The following is a 17,354-nucleotide window of genomic DNA, read 5'->3' as shown; positions in this document are numbered from 1 at the left end:
GTATTGTAACAGTACGACTATTTATCTTAAGGAACATATTTTTTACCTACTCTTCTTGTTTAAGCTATGTGACATCCACAAATATATAATCAATCTCATCTTGTATTTCAAAACAAAAAGCATTATTTTTTCTTTTCTGCTTAAGTCGGAGCTTTTATATTCTTTCAGTGCTTCTCTCAACTCGTTATGATTTAATATTTCTTTTATTTTTCGAAATGAATCATTTCTGGTATGCGTAGAAGTAATTTTGCACTCATTTCGTAGAACAACATAAAAGCATTTTCCGATATATGAGCTATATAATGCATTCTTTAAATTTTCATAATCCCCACATTTCTTGGCAACATTATGCATCCCGGAATTGAGATTTTTGTATTGCTCATATAATTTGTCACGATATTTCTGTGTCAGACTACCCTCACGAAAATCATAATTATATATAATGTCAGGTATCACAACCATACTTTTGGCTTTTAGATATGTTTCCAAATTATATAAATAGTCTTCGCTACCAATTTCTCGCTCTGAAACAAATACAATATTCTCCGTTTTAAGAAACTCCAATCTGTATACATGGGACCACGCAGAACAAATAACTTCGCCTGTATTTACCAGTGACTCCTTAACTATCCATTTATGAATATCATTCGCATCATATTTTCCTGGCATAATTGAAGACTTTTCTTCTTTTCCAGAAGGCATATATTTAAAATTAAACTTCAGTATGTCACATGAACCATTCTCCAATGTATTATGCAGAGTCAATAATGCATTAGGTTCAATCCAGTCATCAGAATCAATATAAAATACATACTCACCATTTGCGACTTCAATTCCCGCATTTCTGGCACTGGACAATCCTCCGTTTTTTTTGTGAATAACTCTTATCCTTTCATCTGTAGTGCAGATTTCATCACATAATGCCGGACAGCTATCTGTTGATCCATCATCAACCAAAATGATTTCATAATCATCAAAATTCTGGCTGATAATTGAATCCACACATCTTTGTAAATAAGCTTCTACATTATATATAGGAAGAATTAAACTAAAAAAAGGTTTATTCAAAATACTCTTCTCCTTACAAATAAACGAAATACTAATTACCAAGCATCATAGGAAGATTGCAATCATAATTCCAATCCCAATTTTTGTATTATATCAGAGTATTTAAAGAAAAAACTACTCATATTTTTTTCATAGGCATTATGTTTTTTGGTAATATTACACATATTTCCACTCATTTTCTTTATTTGAACTCTTATGAACAGTAGCAATGCCTTCATAATTATGATAATATGAATAAGTTACATTTTTTGTTGGAGGAAGTAATGAACACTGTTACGTTAATTAATTGGGCTAATAAACTTCATAAAACCCGTTGTTATAATATATATAAAACAGCTCGCTATCTTCTTTGCTATTTGTTTTCAAAAAAAGTCTTGAAAAACAACGTAGAAGATGCATATTCGCTATTAAACTCATACTATCCAAAGCCTGATAGTACTTGTTTAGGAAATAACGTCATAAGCGAGCCAAAATATGACCTGCAAATCATTGTCCCAACATACAATAATGAAAAGTATTTAGAAGAATGTATTAACTCAATAATCTCACAGAAAACAACTTATAAATGGAAACTAATAATTATAAATGATGGTTCTACAGATAATTCAAAACAGATTTTAAATAAATATACTGATATTCCAAACATTGAAATAATTCATTCTGAAAATGGTGGATTATCATCCGCTCGAAATATTGGTCTTAGTAATATTGAAGCTGCCTATATCACTTTTGTAGATTCAGATGATACCATGCCGCCAAACACAATTCAGCACCTTCTGGATTGTGCAATAAAAAACGATGCCGATATAGTAGAAGGATCTTACTACCGTTTATATGATGACAGGCAAGTAAAATTCAACCACTTAAAAAATGAGCAGCTCAATTCCTCATCCAAATTGATAGGTATGGCCTGGGGAAAAGTTTATAAAAGCTCTCTATTTAAAAACATTATTTTCCCTAAGAATATGTGGTTTGAAGATACCATATGTGCGTTTTTCCTTTATCACTCAGCAAAACGCATTTTTACTATTTCCGATTATGTGTACTCGTACAGAATAGTAACCAGTAGTATCAGCCACTCTTCTTCGAAAAAAATGAAATCAATTGATACGATTTGGGTAACGGATTTAGTACTTAAAGAGTATTCAAAGCTTAATTTGCCAAAGGATCGCTCTTATCATAATACTGTCATGAAGCAGATTATTCTTAATGAAAAGAGGCTTTGTAAACTTCCGATTGATGTTCAGGAATCAGCCTTTATCATAATAGCTGATCTATTTGAAAAATATTGTTCTGCTTATGCAAGTGATAAACGGTATCATGACTTGAACAAATTTCTACTTGAAAGAGACTTCGGTCATTATAAACTTTATTGTCGAACTCACTAGGTTCATTTATATGTTTATTATTGCTTCCGTAATCGATGATTCATTGATTACGGAAGTGTTTAATTTTATATAATACTTTATATTTAAGAAGAGAATAACCGGTGAAACGTAAAAAACAATATATTCCCCATGCAGAAATACCCGTTGCCGAGCACTGTAACCTCAACTGCAGCTTATGTAATAGTCACACCTATTTGAGAATGGGCTCATACTGAAGGAAATAAATATGTTAAAACTCAAATACATGAAACAGATAACCATTTTATCTCTTGAGAAACCACAATTTATATTGAATAATAATATTTAGATTATCAATTTATGTTTCTACACTATTCGCATATTTATTAAAGGAGTGCAGTTATATGCATAGAAGTATTTATACCAGCTTATTATCTGTATTATTATCAGTCACAATTTTTTCCGCTCCTACTTTTCATGCATATTCTGCCTCTAAATCTAAATCAACAGTCATTTTAAATCGGGACGAAATGACAAATATTAGTCCGGAGTCTCTTCCCAAAAACGGTACTGTCAAATGGGATTCATATCGTAAGTCAAAAAAAGATGTTCACAACGGAAAAATACCCGTTTCATTACTTACCGATCCTGTCTACTGCTCTATGAATATGCCTTCAGAATCCCTATCAGACGAAATGATTCGCGCTTCGCGCGACAATGGTCACATTGTCACAAAAAAAATTCCTGCTTCAGCATCAAAATTATTAAATTTTGGAGCTGTAGAGGAAACCACAAAACAAACTCTGCCTGACAGCTTTTCTGTATATTTTGGAAAGATGAAAATGTTTGCCTATTCAAAATCAAAAAAGCGATGGATAACAATTGATTCTCAGCCATATCCCAAGGGTATATACATATATACATTGCCATGGAAAACGGCAAAAGCAAGAAAATGTAAAAACGTGACATATTACAACAATTATGCAAAAGTGGATCTTACGAAAGACGATTTACACGGAAATTGCCTGCATTTTTGGGGCGGTGCCGCTAAACTAAAAAAAAATGATTATCTATATTATGCCGCCAGTTATGAAGTATGGGTTAGTCCTAATGTTGTCGGAAAGCTTACAGCATCCGGTGGAATTGATTCAAAAGACTCTGCATGTATAAAAACCCTGTCTCAGCTATATTCATCCAGAGGATACAAATGTACAACATCCGCTAAATCTGTCTGGGGTAACACTATTCCAAACAAAAAATATAAAAAATGTAAGGCTTCAAAATTAAATAAATTATACTATTCTGATACACGAAAGAAATAACAAAAAATCCCACGATTCAAAAATGAATCGTGGGATTTTTGTTAAATCTTATTTCTTACCTACTATTTTAGCTTTTTCAGGAACACCCTTACTTCTTAATACTTTCTCGTATTTCTTGACCTTATTCTTTGGAACTTGAATGGTCGCCTTTGATGAAATGCCCTTAAATGCTTTTTTGCCAACACTTTTTTTGCTTAGCTTGGATGATTTAATTACAATTTTCTTCAGTTTTTTACATCCATAGAAAGCTTTCTTACCGATTTTACTTATGTTTTTACTGATAATAACCTTGGTAATTGTAGTATTCTTAGCAAAAGCATTATCATCAATAGAAGAAATATTAACCACAGCTCCATTGTCCAGAACAACTCTGCCGGGAATAGTTACTGTTTTCTCTTCACTGTCTTTAGAATAAATGAATGCACCTTCTGCGCTACCATCTTCTGAAACAGATGTAACCTTGCATTTTACATTCTGATCAACAGTATCATATATCTTCCCAATTTCAAGCTTCGATGCATCAACTAAAGCTGCAGATTCACTATTTGCACTGTTATTTTCAGGTGCCCAACCTGCATATACCTTTACATTACCTGCAGGCATTGTTCCAAAAGGATAAAGCGCTGTACATTCCTGATCAATATACCAACCTGTGAAAACATAGCCCTCTTTTACAGGTTTTTCCGGCACAATTACATTTTCTCCAAATGCGACAATCTGTGCTTCTACCGGGCTTCCTCCCATGCTGTCATACTCAAATGTATAGTTATTTTTCTCCCATCCTGCAAAAAGAACAAGATTATAAGCAGGCATACTTGAAAGATCCGCTGCCGTACTCAAGTCTCTATCTACAAACCAGCCTCTAAATGTATAGCCTTCTCTTATCGGTTCAGCAACACTTATAGCTTGTCCATATGTTACATCAAATGCCCCTATCTCATTACCACCATTGGTATCTACCGTCACAGTATAGTTATTAGGAACCCATCCCGCAAAGATTATGAGATCATTAGCAGGCATTTTTCCAAATGAAAACTCATTCTCACATGCCTCGTCTGTAAACCACCCTGTAAAGGTAAAGCCTTCTTTCTCCGGAACAATTTCAGGCGCCACTATTTCTGCATCATAATCAGCTGTAATCGCTTCTACTTCTGATCCACCAAGTGATGCATATGTAATTGAATATGCATTTATATCCCACTTCGCATAAACTGTTGATACACCTGTAATGGCCTCAGCAAAATCAAATTCGGTTTCATAACCGGCATCTGCATACCATCCGGCAAATGTATATCCTTCTCTAGAGGGTTCTTCAGGTGCTTCTACAATAATATCACTTTCAGAGATTATCGGTGATATTGCTGTTTCACATAATGTCACAAATCTAACAACATTCTGGTATTCTGTCCAACCTGCGTAAAGGACAATATCCTCAGCGGGCATTTTGCCAAAACCAAAAGGAGTCTGGCATTCTTCATCCGCAAACCAACCGGTAAATACATATCCTTCCTTTTCCGGAACAGATGGTACCGGTATATATGTCTCAAAAGGAACCTCATTTGTATCTATTTCGGATCCGCCATTACTCTCATACGATACCAAATAGTTTGCTCTATCCCATTTAGCATACAAAGTGGTATTTCCATAAGGCATCCTGTCAAATGAAAACTCTTGTGTGAGTGCTCTATCGATATACCAGCCGGCAAAAGTATAACCTAATCGTGTCGGTTCTGCAGGAGCTGAGATTTCTGCATCATAATTCTCCATAGAATACGGAATCAGACTTCCACCATTTGTAACATATCTCAGCATATACTGTCTTGGCGTCCATTTTGCATATAATGTTATGTCTTCAGCAGGCATTTTTCCAAAGAGGAATATGTTCTCGTAGGAACTTTCTTTGTACCACCCCACAAACCAATATCCATCTCTTTGCGGTATTGCCGGAGCATGAATCTCAGATCCGTATACTCCTGTAATAGAGTCGTCTATAACTGAACCGCCACAGCTATCAAATGATATTGTATGGTTTTCCGGAATCCAGTTTGCATATACTGTATTCAAGCCTTCGTTTAACGAATCCGGCACGAATTCATTTTCAAAATTCTTATCCGAATACCACCCGCCAAAAGAATAACCTTCTCTCTCCGGAATCATTGATATATCAATTTCACTGGGATTTTCAGTAATAATTGTAGGTATAGTTGTTCCACCATTCGAAACAAAATACAGGACATAACTGGATTTGTTTGCCGTTATCTGATGCCATCCGGCATATAAGGTAATATCATGTTGAGGCATCTCTCCGAAATCAAATAAAGTAGTCCAACCTTCATCTAAATACCAGCCTGTAAAAATGCATCCTTCTTTTATCGGATCTTCAGGTTCATCAATGTCCATTCCGCATTGATATGATTGCGCAGCTACTTCTGAACCACCGTTGCTATTATATGTAATTGTATATGCAGGATAAGTCATATTCTCATCCTGGATTACAGTCTTGTAATTTGAATATACTAATTTACCGTTTTTATCCCTGCATATAACAGCAATAACATTTCTCTTTCCTACTGGTTCAGTAAGCGCCTCAGGTTCTATACTAAATGAATAACCAGTTTCATCTTCTATTGCATATCCTGAATACTTACCATTTATATAAACTTCAAAATCATAGTTTTTGTCTTTCTCAGCAGCATCTCCGGATATGGAAAGAGTCGTAGACATCTTTTCTCCTAAAATATAATCTGCCGGAAAATGCTCTGATATTTTGTCTTCGGATCCGCCTAGAATATCAAGAGGCAGCTCTTCATCCTGCTTTTTATATGAATCCCCTCTACTGGATTTAATGTCAGACAACGATTTCGACAGCACCTGGTTATTTGCAAAAGCTCTGTCAAACCATTGCAGTCTTTCAGAAAAGTATGTTCTGAATAAAGAAGCATCAGTATCAAAATCTCGTCTCTCATAAATCCAATAATCTTTACGAGGATAAACTACATCACTTGCACGGCCGGCCTCTTTAATATAATCAATCTTTTCATCATATAATCCTGAAGTCTTAATCCAATTATTAAAATAATCACGATTATCCCAATACTTTTCTGCTGATTTTATCTGAAAATAGGGATCATCAACGAAATCCCTCCAGAGGGTACCACCTGTCAGTTTCCACCATATCGGGTCGGTTCCAACCGTATATGATCCACAACCCCAGTCAAAATCCCAAGCCGGTCCAAAAAAGATCTTTCCGTTCTTATCCAAATAGCAGAATCTGCTTTTTTTTGAAGAATCATGATTTCCCATTATTTCCATAGTCAGCCAATAGGATGTCATGGAATCAAAATCAGCATAATCCGTATAATGTTTGCCCTGACTGTTATAACCGGAATCTGCCACAAGAGCATCTTCAAAATTCTGCCAATACTCCTGTGAATAGTTCATCATATCGTCGTTAGAGAATAGGCTCTCAGGTTTTTTCAGCATAACCTTTAAGCCTCTTGAAGTTTCAAATTTTGAATCCTCATCGAACTCTTCGGACAATTCATATAAATAGCCACCGGAAATATCAAAGATATCTCCATCATAATAATCATTTATCAGATAAGTCTTATGCTTGAATTCTACAGTTCCGGTACTCACCCATGTAAGGTCACTACTAAGAAGATCCTCAAGAGCTTTCTTATCACTATCACTAAACTTTTCTTTTTTTGCGATCTTCTTAGATATTGACTCTGCTTCATCCTCCCAGTCGTAGATATTTACTCTTGTGCTTCCGATGCTGATGTGCTCAGTAAGTACATACATTCCTCTATACTCACCATTGAGAACAACATCAACCCAGGTCATATCCATGTTCTCAATCCCAAGCTGTTTTGCTATTTCTGAGCCAAGCACGTTTCTCATTGCACATTGGTCTATATAATTTGATATTAGACACCAATGCTTATTCTTTCCCATTCCAAACAGATCCGTACTTTTATCAAGCTTGATTTTATACGGCTTCTGCGGAAATTTTGCTGATGTATTACCTCTAAGCTTTACAGATATTTTTCCGGAATACTGATCACTATAGCCATCATTACCCTGGATAAACAGATTTGCCGGCTTCTCATTCTTGTCTGTAATGGCCTGTCCATCATCCGTATTAATATATACTACCGGTAATTTACTAAAGTAAATCGAATCAGAAGCTACTTCTTTTCCCTCTGAATCATATGCTTTCAATACAATCCATTTCTCATAATCTTCCGATTCGGGAGTGTATGTATCTCCTTCAGATATAACGGTATCGCCAATATACCACTTTACCGAATTTACCACATCAGATTTCTTAATCTCCAGTGGCTGACCTGCCATAGGTCTTTTAGTAACAATTGTTACAGCATTTTCTTTTGCCAAAGCAGTACAATTAAACATATTCATAAGAAATATGCACATAATAAAAAGCATACATGTTTTAAGTATGCTCTTTACGAAGGCATCATAAGAGTGCTTAAATGTCCACTTTGAGTTCCCTTTTCCCATTCTTCTTCTCCTCACTAATTCTTTTCTTCCCCCCTGAAAATATAAAGGTAATTATGCGAAATGGAAATAAAATAGGTCATAGCACGTTATTACCCTGCTATGACCTTCTATATAATTTTATATATTATTCCGCAAAGTCAAAATATATTCTACAAAAATGTATCACCATAAGTCAACACTATTTTCTTTGCATTTTTTTTATAAATTTTCCCAAATAACTGGCAAGAAAAATGCTTAATATAGTCCCTATTATATATATTACTAACTGAACAGAATATGAGCTCAATGGCAATATCCCATACATTACCGGAGTCAGGATTCCAAGTACTTTCTCATGTACTAAATATATTTCCAGAGTAATCCCTCCAACAAAAGTGAAAAAAGTCGTACAACGTCTTATTATATTATTGTTTTCAGCTTTATCCCTGACAATAATCCAGCAAATAATTATCGAGAAAACAATAAATATGAATACAGTACGAATTATAATCCAATTATTTGCTACTTTCATCTTAAAAACATAAAGAGATAATATGCTTGATAATACTCCAAGTATTATTATATATCGTGCTGTTGATAATTTTATTCCTCTACTTCCTTCACTGTTCTTTGCCATCAAAGATCCTATCAGAAAAGCCGGGAAACGTGTTCCAAGTATCTCAAACACAATTCTAATAGGATTTGGAATTCTAATAATATGACACAAAAATAAAACTATTATGGCATAAATTAGTATGAGCAGTGCTTTTGCAACAGCTTCACTTTTTTCAACGATAACATAAATAAGCGGATATATAAGATATACCAAAATAATCGAAGCAACAAACCATTCATTTAAAGTATTATCAACATAAAATGAAATAAGAGAATATGTCCATAAGTATTCGTTAAATGGTTTACCCATTACACATATCGCATATAAGCCAAAGATTAAAAAAACTGTTAAATAAGGAGGAACCAGTCTCATGATTCTCTTCCTATAAAATGATATCGGATTGCTGTCTTTTTTCATTGAATAATAACAGCCGAATCCCGATAGTAGAAAAAAGATATCAACACCAACCTGACATAGCATTTTTATACCGCTATTAACATTATGAAATACCCATGGAAAATCAAGATTATTATGGCTAATCACAATCAGCATAATTGCAATTCCCATAAGTTCTTTACGATATTTAGATATATACTTATATTCTAATTTCATAATAGTTAGCTCTCCGACGTTCATGTTGTCATTTTTGAGTTAATCTGTGGTATTCCGCATACAGATATCTGTTCCACTCGTCTTCTATCTCAGGATTCTCTGAAGTATTCTTAATATTTCCATCCGTCCCGACATACTGTCCTACAGTAGATCTTCCAGGCATTTTTCCATGCAGATTCAGTATCTGTTTGTAATAGTCATCAAGCTCTATTCCTGCCGAATAAAGGACCGAAGGAATAAGGTCTGTCATACTGGAATAATCAGTAAACATTTTAGTGTCAATCTGGTAATTGGACCAAACTAGGTAAGGAACCGTTCTGTCATTTATGTCCTTTTCCTGCGCTGAAACATTTTCCTGTCCGAGCTGGGTGGAATAAGAAAACGTATGATCTCCCACCATGCATATGATCACAGGTCTCTCAACCGCTGAAAAATAATCAGTCAGCTCTTTAAATGCATGAGCAGAAAGTGCCAAACTGGACTCATACTCATCAATTATGTCATTGGAAACCTCATATTCTCCCAATGAGTGGATCGTATCCATCTCCGGAGGATTTTGCTCGTACCCGCCATGATTCTGGTATGTAAGCAGATACATAAACTTCGGATTATCAGATGTTTCATTATAGACTCTGATTATGTCCTTATAGTTATCTTCATCAAGCCAGTCTCTGTTTCCGTTCTTGTTGTGATATTCATATTGATCAGGCCCAAGATAAACATGGTCAAATCCCATAGCCGGATATGCTATCTTTCGGTTGTAGTTTTCCTTTGAAAAACAATGAAAAGCGTAGGTGGAATAATTATTTTTCTCCAGATAAGAAACCACTGAATCATTATGCTTCTCAAAGTTAATATAGTTAAACGGTGCACCAACTGAAAGTAAAGCGGTCGAATTGGAAGTAAGCAGCTCATATTCAGATGTATTTGTGCCGCCTCCGGCATTCGGAACAAGGCAATAGCCCATGTTCAGGTTCTCTATGGAGTTAAGTTCATCCAAAGGATCCTTATCTGTTTGTACATCACTGTATTTTGTGATATCGCTGAACGCCTCATTCAGGATTACTATTATATCCGGATTGGTATCTGACACGTTATCATCAAAACCCTCGACATTAACAGGAACAAGTTTTACATTATACCCATCGGGCTTACTGAAATGATTGACACAGTATATGCTGTCAGTTATCAGATATGAGCAATATCCGCGCTGTTCTATAATAAAAAATGGTGCCCAGCTCATATTATTATTTGCGATCTTATAGGATAAGCATGCATAGGCCACAAAAAATGCAAGGAATAACAGTTTGGGCAGCATATGAAGTTTTCCTTCAGAATATGTTTCTATATGCTTCTTCGGAAAAAGTATCACTACCGCCAGATTGATTATAAAAACAAGCGCAATAAGCAGAACTCTTAAGTCTATTGTTAAATTATAATTATCTATAACCGTAACAGCTGTTTTAAAGTTTTTAAAAAGGCTTGCACAAAGCGCACTGCCATGTAATTGCAAAACAAAATGTGATATGGTACTCCAGATAAAAGCAGCTGCTGAAATAACTATTAATGTAAGCTTTTTCTTTACCAGATTAAATATAAGAATATTAATCAAAAAGCAAATCATTATGTTATGAGCCCAGTATTTGTTTATAACAATATTTTGGGAAGCGCCTAAAAGTAAATCCAGATATGTAATCGCACTAAATACACCAAGCCAAACATATATAAGAACAAATGAAATCTTCGGTATCTTTTTCATTAACTACTCCACCTCATTAACATTAAATAACGAGCCATGTCAATTGACATAGCCCGCATATTTTTAAAATTCAATCTAAATATTATCATTTAGAAAATGATGATGCAACATCAAACGTTCATACTATATTCAAGCCTTTGCCTCGCTCTTCTCCATATCGGATACCAGATATATAAAAATATCCAAATTGGTTACTTGTATAAATGTTGTAACCAATTTGGATACTAACGTCAATTATTTATTATCTATTTCAATTTTTCTACTCTGACTAAATACCAGGTATAGCACAGCCATAATCACCGCCCCAATAAAAGTACCGGTTGTATTCGTTACAATATCTGTAGCTTCGAACATTCCAGTAGCAGTATGAAGCTGTGTGATTTCTATGAAAAGGCTGGTAAACGCACCAATAATTGTAGTAATTAAAATACTGATTATGGGCCTTTTTTTACTGAAAAACGGACAAATAATCATTCCCCAGGGAATAAACAAAATTGTGTTAAGCGTGCTAAACGCAGCACTCCAATAGGAGACTATTCCCCCAAAAGAAAAGCCTGTATCCACATTAAGGTGCACTATCCCCGGTCTCGTTCCGATGGGACGACGGAAAATGGTCATGGTCAAAATAACTCCCAGATATAATACCAGCAGGTAAACATGCAGTAATTTTCCAAACGAGGTTTTTTTCTTAATCAAGAGAATCAAGCCGGGAATAAAAACTATGCAGGTTTCTATGATGAGTAACATAATCTGGTTTTCGAGGCTAATCCCCTGGAATTCCCTCTCAAGTATGCGATTGAATAATTCAATATTCTGATCTGACATTAGAAAATAATCCTTTATATAAAGTAAAAGAGAAATACCTAAAATGGCATTTCTCCTGTAATTGCCTTCTTTGAAATATACCACAAAATGGAAATATCCTCAAATCGCGGTGAAAATGATACTTCCTACCTCTTGCGCCTGTTATTCTTCTTATAGTACTCCTCTTTGTCAGCATACATATGCTTATCAATTTCGCTGATCAGATCGATGTTCTCATCGGTGCTTAGGTCGATGATATCTCCACCGATGGCCGCAGACAGTTTATAAGGTTTTTTTGACGCATCGTTGTAATCTTCTATAGCATCAGCAATAAATTCCTTATAATCAACGATTGAATGTGTTGCTGTTTTATCCAGAATTACGATAAACTCGTCTCCTGCAAAGCGGATAACAACGCCGTTATTCATTACTACCTGGTTCAAAATATCGGCCATAGCAATTAGTGCATTGTCGCCTTCCGTATGAGAATAGTTGTCGTTTATCTGCTTAAATCCGTTCATATCAAGCATTAAGGCCGAAAGTTTTTCTCCGCGTTTTTTTGCTGCATTCACTATTTCATTAAGATAAAAACGGTTAAACGCACCTGTCAGTTTGTCCAGGTAGATATTCTCATTTTGAAGGCTCAGTGCTATGCAGCACACAGACACACCCACACACGGCCAGATCAGAGATACTCCGTACAATGCCGTCTGCACCAGCATACCGACCGCAATAGGAACAAGAAACTGCCAGGTCGGGAAAAAGCTGAGGATTCTGCCTCTTCGCTTCGCCGCAAAGTATTCATACAATCCATAAAGCAGGAAAAAGGCCTCAACTATTATGTACACGCCATAAAAAGAGAGCCTTCGATAGCAATTGTTTTCATCAATCAGGAACACAAGAGGTTTAAATAGATTTATAAGAAGAAGCAGTATCTCACTTAGACACAATGAATATACAATCAGCCTCTGTCTACAGGACTGGCTTTCGTTGATATGTCTGACAATTATAGTTATATATGCCGGTCCTATAACGGCATTTAAGAAAAACAGGAACGAATTACCGATATACAAAAAAATGCGAACAAATGTCCCAGGCTTTCCATCAAAATAGAAAACCAGTGGATCAACGATACAGCCGGATATAACAGAAAAAATCATCACAAGAAGTATCAGACTTTCGGAATTCTTGTTCTGAATTCGCCATCCACGGCTGAGCAGGATCACTGCCATTACCAAAAGTCCAACTATATTGGACGAATAAATTGAAACAAGATTAATCATGTCTTTATGGTATTTTAGAGAAAATCCAAAGTCAATTAACTCACTATTAAAAAAGCGATATAAAAGTATTATAATTATCTTTATAGAGCTCCAAAAATTCTTTGAAAAAAATTTAAAATTATTGTTGACATTACCTTTGGGGAGCGATATACTATCCTAGTCGGTCGGCAAGAGACGACAACAAAATGAATATGGCGAGATAGCTCAGTTGGCTAGAGCACGCGGTTCATACCCGCGGTGTCGAGGGTTCGAATCCCCCTCTCGCTATGTAGAATAAGACATAAGTCAGTGACCTATGTCTTATTTTTTATGCTATTATATCTTAGTGACCACCAGTCACAATTTTATCAAAACAAGGAAGGTTTATCTTATGAGCTATGAATTAAATGAAAAACGATATCTTGAAGAGCTTGAAAAGGAGCTGGCTATTGATTCCGTCACAGGTCAGTACCACGAGCTTCAAGATTATCTTATAAAAGAAATCGAGGCGCTCGGCTACAAAACCACCACCCTTCACAAGGGCGGCATTTTAGCTGAAATCGGCGGCGAAGGGAATCCGCTCCTTATCACCGCTCACGGCGATACAATCGGCATGATGGTTCGCCACATCAATGATGATGGCACAATTAAGGTATACAAGGTTGGCGGTCTCTACGCATATCATACCGAGCGTGAGAATGTTCGTATTCATACAAGAAGCGGTAAAGTTATAACCGGCTGCGTCCAGAGAAAGAATGCTTCAGTTCACGTCACAGAAGACGAATTAAACAAAGAAGTTGCAAGCTTTGATACCAATTCTTTTGTAGTTCTTGATGAGGATGTCAAGAGCGCTGATGACGTCAGAAAGCTTGGTATAGAAATTGGTGATTATGTAGCTGTTGAACCCAGATTCACATATGCCAATGGCTATATCAAATCACACTTCATTGATGATAAGGCACTTGTCGCACTTATTATGGAACTGCTCCACGATGTTAAAGATGGCAAAATAAAATTAAATCGTAAGATTTATGCTTTCATTCCCTTCTATGAAGAGATTGGACACGGCGGATCCTGCATTCCTTCCGATGTTAAGGATTTCCTTGCTTTGGATATCGCCTGCATCGGACCTGAGCAGACCAGCTCTGAGCGCAAGGTTTCAGTATTCTGCATGGATAGTAGATTCCCCTATAATCTTGACATGATAAAAGAGCTTGAGGAAGCAGGTAAAAAGTCCGGTGCTGACTATGTCCCCGATATTTTCACTCCTCACTACGGAACAGACGCTGATCCGGCACTTGTGGCAGGCTTCGATATAAGGCACGCTGCGATTGGCCCCGGCACCAGAGCAAGTCATGGCTATGAGAGAACTCATATTGATGGAATTAAGAATACATATAGGCTGCTTGCAGAATACGTAGCAATGTAAGAAAATACGCCTCCCCTCATCCGGCACTTCGTGCCACCTTCCCCCGGTGGGGGAAGGCTTTAAACGAGTGAAGGCGCTATTTGTGCCATCTATGATATTTGTATTATTCGTGTTACTTTTGTGTAACCTTCTGTGATTTTCCTGAAACACCTCTTGCTTTAAGAATTTTCTTGTAAGCTTTGAGCTTGCTCTTAGGAACCTGTATCTTAGCCTTTTTGTTGATCTTTTTAAAGGCGTCCGTACCTATTGTTTTCTTCGTAAGGAACAGTGTCTTAATTTTAACATTTTTAAGCTTCTTACAGCCATAAAAAGCATTCTGGCCAATCTTCTCTACATTCTCACCAATAACTGCCGTCTTGAGGCTCTTATTGCCATAAAATGCATTATCCGTTATCTCGGTTACTCTGTATTCGTTACCATCGATTACTATGGATAGAGGAATTGTAATGCTGCCGGCAGCCTCTGATCTGGCCTTTATGAATTTTACCGTAAGGTCTGCGTCATCATTTGAAGTCACCTCATAGGTGTTACCCTGGCAGATGACCTTATCTCCAATGTTGTGGCGGTAAGCTGTATTTACTACAACTACCGGCTGATTTACCTCTTCTGTTACCGCAGCATTTCCGGATGATACCTCAACAGAAGCATTATCTTCCTTTTTATATTTCTCCTCAATTCTGTCAAAAATATCGGAAACACCGGTCTTCTCAGCTATATCCTCTACCTTCTTTTCAGCGTCATCCTCATCGTTCTTTTTGTCATCTGAAGACTTGTCATCACCATTGTGAAGCTTGTCATCAATCTTTTCCGAGATATCCTTCTCTTTATCTGCTACGGAACTCTTCTTTATTCTGAAAGTCTTAACTGTTTTTCCGAAATAATTGGGATTAACAGCAGTAACAATAACCTCGGCAACTCCGGGATCAACGTTATCCTTATATTCAACGGTATAGTCATCCTTATCAAGCACTATATCGCCGTTCTTTACAGTAACCTCCGGAGTCTTCTCCTCACCGTCGTAGATATAAGAATCCTCGCTCAGTGCCACCATAGTAGGAAGCAGTTCTTTCTTAGTTATTTGGAAATTATTGGCAATCTCCTTCTGCTGCTCTCTGCCGTCCTCATCCTTGTATTTTATAACTGCTGCGGCAGTGTACTCGCCAATTTCATGGATATCGGTTTCGTTTAGTTCATTCCCCTCTCTGTCTCTGTATATGACATCACTTACTTCTATCTCTTCAGGAAGGTTCTCGGGCTTTTGAATATCAACTTTAAGTGCCTCGCCATAGTCTCTGTTTACTGCAGTTATAGATATTGTGTAACTTTCAGAGCAGTCAAGACACTTTATTGTAGCGTTGTCATCACCTGCGCCAAGGTACTCAGCTTCCCAGGCGTGAGTATGCTCATCAGCTTTAAACTCAAAATACTTCGGAGTGTTTGCATAGTCGGTCTCTGTATCCCCACCGATTTTCTCACATACAAGATAAGCAAACTTAAAATCATTGTAATTCTCGGGAAGGTTGAATGTTCCGTTCACATAGTTGTTTATATCTTTACCGTTCCCTGACTGACTCGAACTTGTAACATCTACCGGAATATAGGCAAAATCGGAAGAATTACTTATTGTCAGCCCCTCTTCGTATCTCTTCTTTAAAAGGATCACCGAAAATGAAACCTCATCATCATCCTCTGTATGAGGGAATTTAAAACTTATTTCCTCAGTATCACCATCGACATGTCCTCTTATGTCAGACGGAGTTTGCATCGCACGATCGATAACCGTAAGTTTATACTCGTTGTCTGTTCCCGCAACTAATGATGAAAAGAGTATGGATTCTTTTTTAAGGTTAAACGCGGGGCTTACACCTTCAGATTCGTTCGCCGATCTGGAGCCAATTATTCCAAGACTATCAACTCTGTAAAGTCTTTTATTTAATAATTTTGTTCCTTCTTTCCCAAGTCGAAGCCACCAGTCATCCTTTCTTCCGGTAGTAATATTCTTTTTTATTCTATTAAAATCCTCTGCCTGGTTCTTATATCCATAGCTTGTATTTGTTACCTCTTTGGGATCAAGTACAAATATCTTTGTCTCCTTTAGCTGCGCAAAACCGCCGTCAACTCCTTCTCCATCTGAAGATGATCTTCTTTCTTTTCTGCTAAAAGCTATTGCATCCTTCTCAACATCGGTAAAAACATCCGCATCAAGGAATCCCTGATCGTTAAGGTCCTCAATCAGGCCTGCAGAAGTACCGGGCATCAAGTGATAGAGAACGTTGTCGCAATCAAGAAGCATTGTGTTTTTACTTACTTTTTTATAATCACTGAAATCACTGCAATCTATATCAAGTACTCGATATTTTACGCTCTTATCATCATACTGGCCGTAGTAGACATAATTCCACTCTCCGCCACCGTTTACGGGATTCTCGATAGCTCCTGTCCCAAGGCCGGTTATGGTTTTAACTTCTCCCTGCGCCTTTGCTGTCATCGGATTATAAAAAAATGCTCCAATAGAAGCCACCACCAAAAGCGTCAGTGAAAAAGATATCATTTTCTTAGGCATTGCAAACTTCATCAGTTGTTCCTCCATCTATAACTAAACAACAAAAATATATGTATATATAAATAAGCGT

General features: G+C 36.6%; 10 protein-coding genes and 1 tRNA gene. 4 read left to right on the top strand and 7 right to left on the bottom strand.

Annotated elements, in window-relative coordinates:
* Nucleotides 1–42: 42 nt before the first annotated feature.
* Nucleotides 43–1,068 (bottom strand): glycosyltransferase, encoded by a 1,026-nt coding sequence (locus G596_RS20855; RefSeq protein WP_022760616.1) that lies wholly within the window; start codon nt 1,066–1,068, stop codon nt 43–45.
* Nucleotides 1,069–1,331: 263 nt separating this feature from the next.
* Here G596_RS20855 and G596_RS0104330 point away from each other — a divergent pair, with 263 nt between their 5' ends.
* Together G596_RS0104330 and G596_RS0104325 are read left to right on the top strand one after the other, a co-directional pair.
* The gene (locus tag G596_RS0104330; protein ID WP_022760615.1) at nt 1,332–2,456 is read left to right on the top strand and encodes a glycosyltransferase; all 1,125 of its coding nucleotides are present in this window, start codon (nt 1,332–1,334) and stop codon (nt 2,454–2,456) included.
* A gap of 362 nt (nt 2,457–2,818) precedes the next feature.
* Entirely contained in the window at nt 2,819–3,736 is a 918-nt protein-coding gene (locus G596_RS0104325) for a hypothetical protein (protein WP_139165225.1), read from the top strand.
* A gap of 48 nt (nt 3,737–3,784) precedes the next feature.
* Here G596_RS0104325 and G596_RS0104320 read toward each other — a convergent pair whose 3' ends face one another.
* The 5 genes from G596_RS0104320 to G596_RS0104300 all read right to left on the bottom strand — a co-directional run bounded on the left by G596_RS0104320 (nt 3,785) and on the right by G596_RS0104300 (nt 13,313).
* Entirely contained in the window at nt 3,785–8,260 is a 4,476-nt protein-coding gene (locus G596_RS0104320; RefSeq protein WP_022760613.1) for an InlB B-repeat-containing protein, read from the bottom strand.
* A gap of 178 nt (nt 8,261–8,438) precedes the next feature.
* The gene (locus G596_RS0104315) at nt 8,439–9,467 is read right to left on the bottom strand and encodes an acyltransferase family protein (protein WP_022760612.1); all 1,029 of its coding nucleotides are present in this window, start codon (nt 9,465–9,467) and stop codon (nt 8,439–8,441) included.
* 28 nt (nt 9,468–9,495) lie between these two features.
* Nucleotides 9,496–11,226 (bottom strand): LTA synthase family protein, encoded by a 1,731-nt coding sequence (locus G596_RS0104310; protein ID WP_022760611.1) that lies wholly within the window; start codon nt 11,224–11,226, stop codon nt 9,496–9,498.
* Between the two features lie 234 nt (nt 11,227–11,460).
* On the bottom strand, nt 11,461–12,135 hold the full coding sequence (locus G596_RS0104305; protein WP_022760610.1) for a VanZ family protein: 675 nt from the start codon (nt 12,133–12,135) through the stop codon (nt 11,461–11,463).
* Between the two features lie 41 nt (nt 12,136–12,176).
* Complete coding sequence (locus G596_RS0104300) at nt 12,177–13,313, bottom strand: GGDEF domain-containing protein (RefSeq protein WP_022760609.1); 1,137 nt, start codon at nt 13,311–13,313, stop codon at nt 12,177–12,179.
* 193 nt (nt 13,314–13,506) lie between these two features.
* Here G596_RS0104300 and G596_RS0104295 point away from each other — a divergent pair.
* Together G596_RS0104295 and G596_RS0104290 are read left to right on the top strand one after the other, a co-directional pair.
* Nucleotides 13,507–13,580: transfer RNA gene (locus G596_RS0104295), tRNA-Met, on the top strand.
* Between the two features lie 103 nt (nt 13,581–13,683).
* The gene (locus G596_RS0104290) at nt 13,684–14,721 is read left to right on the top strand and encodes a M42 family metallopeptidase (RefSeq protein ID WP_022760608.1); all 1,038 of its coding nucleotides are present in this window, start codon (nt 13,684–13,686) and stop codon (nt 14,719–14,721) included.
* A 112-nt stretch (nt 14,722–14,833) separates the two neighbouring features.
* Here G596_RS0104290 and G596_RS0104285 read toward each other — a convergent pair whose 3' ends face one another.
* Nucleotides 14,834–17,296, bottom strand: a complete 2,463-nt coding sequence (locus G596_RS0104285; protein ID WP_022760607.1) for a leucine-rich repeat protein — start codon at nt 17,294–17,296, stop codon at nt 14,834–14,836.
* Between the last annotated feature and the right edge of the window lie 58 nt (nt 17,297–17,354).

This window comes from Butyrivibrio sp. AD3002 (assembly GCF_000420905.1).
GTDB lineage: Bacteria > Bacillota > Clostridia > Lachnospirales > Lachnospiraceae > Butyrivibrio.
This window is presented reverse-complemented; position numbering and strand designations above follow the sequence as displayed.